Origin of the sequence: Winogradskyella sp., from assembly GCF_013042245.1 — a bacterium.
Lineage (GTDB): Bacteria > Bacteroidota > Bacteroidia > Flavobacteriales > Flavobacteriaceae > Winogradskyella.
Genome location: NZ_JABDQL010000109.1, coordinates 1 through 2829, shown reverse-complemented (window position 1 = coordinate 2829; position 2829 = coordinate 1). Strand labels below are relative to the sequence as shown.

Genomic DNA, 2829 nt, shown 5'->3' with positions numbered 1-2829 from the left:
TGGAAAATGCCTATTAGAAATTGGGGAATCATTTTAAACCAATTTTTAGCTATATTTGAAAACAGAATTAAACTATGAAAAAGCTAATCCTGTAAATTTTACTTACACACTTCGCGGGAAAGTGTCGGATATTTTACAAACCATGATATAAATAGAAGTAACAGAATTAAAACCAAAAACAGCACATTGCCCCAGCGTATCATCCAATGCGGTACTTTGGTCAGTATCTCTTGTACGTCTTCACTTCGGAGTTCTATATGTTTTAAACTATTATTATCTGGCATATTATTTACCTAATTCTAATTGATTCTTAACCAAGTTGTAATAATTGCCCTTTTGCTGCACTAAGGCTTCATGGTTTCCAACTTCAACTATTTTGCCTTTATCAAGCACCACAATTTGATGGGCATTCTTTACGGTGCTTAAGCGATGAGCAATAACAACAACCGTTTTGTTTTCAAAAAAGGTATTGAGTTTTTCCATAATCACTTTTTCGTTATTAGCATCCAAAGCACTTGTCGCTTCATCAAAAAATAAAAAATTTGGATTTTTATAAACGGCTCTAGCTATTAATAAGCGTTGCTTTTGACCTGTGCTCACACCTACACCTTCCATACCAATTTTGGTATTATAACTTAAGGGTAAATCTTCTATGAATTCTTTGATGTTGGCAACATCTACAGCATGAGCAAGTTTTTCCTTATCTACGTAATCTTCACCTACAGCAATATTGTTAGCAATAGTATCATTAAAGATGTAACCTTCTTGCATGACTACGCCACATTCATTTCTCCAACTTTTTTGTGAAACCTGTTGTAAATTGTGATTACCAATTTTTATTTCACCACTATTAGGCTCATAAAATTTTAGAAGCAATTTCATTAGTGTGGTCTTACCGCTTCCACTTACACCAACGATTGCTGTAATTTTATTAACAGGAATTTCTAAGTCTAAATTTTGTAATACTAATTGGTCAGAACCTATATATCTAAATGCCACTTTGGATAATTGGATATTAGAATTTAAAGGAATATCTATAATTTTCTTAACATCTTGTTGCTCCTCATCTTCTTTATTATGAATTTCAGATAGTCGGTCTAGAGAGATTTTAGCGTCTTGCACTTCTCTAATAAAGCCAATAAGTTGTGCAATTGGAGAATTTAATTGCCCTACAATGTAGCTAATAGCCAACATCATACCTAGTGTAATTTCGCCATCAATAACTAACTTAGCTGATAGTACAGTAATTAATATATTTTTTACTTCGTTTATAAAGCTAGAACCTACACTTTGATATTGCTCTAAGGCTAAACCTTCAATAGACACTTTAAATAAGCGGGCTTGTACAAACTCCCAAGACCAGCGTTTTTGTTTTTCGGCATTATGTAGTTTAATCTCTTGCATACCGTTAATCAACTCAATAACCTTACTTTGCTCTTGGCTGACTTCTGAAAAACGTTTGTAATCTAAATCTTTACGTTTTTTTAGAAAAATGATTATCCACAAGAAATAAAGAAAACTACCCGCCAAAAATATCCCAAATAATAAGAGGCTGTAATATGCCAATACAAAACTAAAGACCAACAGATTTACCATAGAGAATAAGACACTCAAAGATGACGTTGTTAAGATACGCTCAATACGCTTATGGTCATTGATGCGTTGTAGGATATCACCTGTCATACGTGTATCAAAAAATGCTAGGGGCAAGTTCATAAGTTTTATAAAAAAGTCTGAGACCAAAGAAATATTAATACGTGTGCTTAAATGCAATAATATCCAGCTACGAATAACCTCAATAGCTGTTCTGCCTATAAATAGGGACAATTGCGCAAAAAGAATAAGATAAATGAAATGAATATCTTGATTTTTAATGCCGACATCTACAACACTTTGGGTTAAAAACGGAAAAATAAGCTGTAATAAACTGGCTGCTATTAAACCAATAATTAACTGCCATAAAAATGACTTGTATTTAAAAATATATTTAGACAGGAAAGCAAAACCAAATTCTTGTTTATCTTTATCAAACTCAGAATTATAAAATTTTGCAGTAGGTTCTAAAAGCAAAGCAATACCTTCTTCTGTTTGGTCTGTGGCGTTATTACCTATCCAATGTTTTAGGAATTCATCTTTAGGATATTTTAGTAAACCATGAGCTGGGTCAGAAACATAAAAAATATCTTTGCGTATTTTATAAAGTACTGCATAGTGATTTTTATTCCAATGTACTATACAAGGCAATGGCGCTTCTTTTAAACGCTTTAAAGTTAGTTTTACACCAAGACTTCTAAATCCTATTTTTTCTGCCGCATCACTAAGACCCAATAAGCTACTGCCAACTCTGGTGGTTTCGCTTATGGTTCTTAAGTGTTTTATAGATATGGTCTTCTTATAATGCTTAGCAATTATTTTTAAGCATGTAGGTCCACAGTCTTTAGTGTCTTTTTGTTTGTAGAATGGGAATTTAATCTTCAATAAGAATGTGTTTAATTATTTATAGAGCAGTTGTAGCTATGTAATTCTTTCATTATTTTGTAATAGCATCATTAATTACTTTTCTTATATTATCACTACTTGGGCTTGGTGCATTATTATAAATCAGTTTTCCATTAGTATCAAATAACAAATAACGGGGTATTGTTTTTAGGTTAAGTTCTTTATAAAATTCAGCATTAGGATAATTGACTGCTAAATAACTGTTTTTATTCGCTTTCAGGTTTAATACCTCGAGGCTTGCCTCGTTAATTATTACTATTTTGTGACTCGATGTCACAGAATAGTAAATATATCCATAAAAGTCATACTGTTACAGTTTTACTATATCAT

The 2829-nt window shown here is 31.9% G+C and carries 2 protein-coding genes and 1 pseudogene; all 3 read right to left on the bottom strand.

Going from position 1 to position 2829, the window contains the following annotated elements:
• Positions 1-125 precede the first annotated feature (125 nt).
• Positions 126-284 (bottom strand): annotated as a pseudogene (locus HKP48_RS08640) (HlyD family secretion protein); the annotation flags it as partial.
• Position 285: 1 nt separating this feature from the next.
• A complete protein-coding gene (locus tag HKP48_RS08635; protein WP_296344874.1) occupies positions 286-2478 on the bottom strand; it encodes a peptidase domain-containing ABC transporter in 2193 nt (730 codons plus the stop codon).
• 52 nt (positions 2479-2530) lie between these two features.
• Entirely contained in the window at positions 2531-2776 is a 246-nt protein-coding gene (locus HKP48_RS08630; RefSeq protein ID WP_296344872.1) for a hypothetical protein, read from the bottom strand.
• Between the last annotated feature and the right edge of the window lie 53 nt (positions 2777-2829).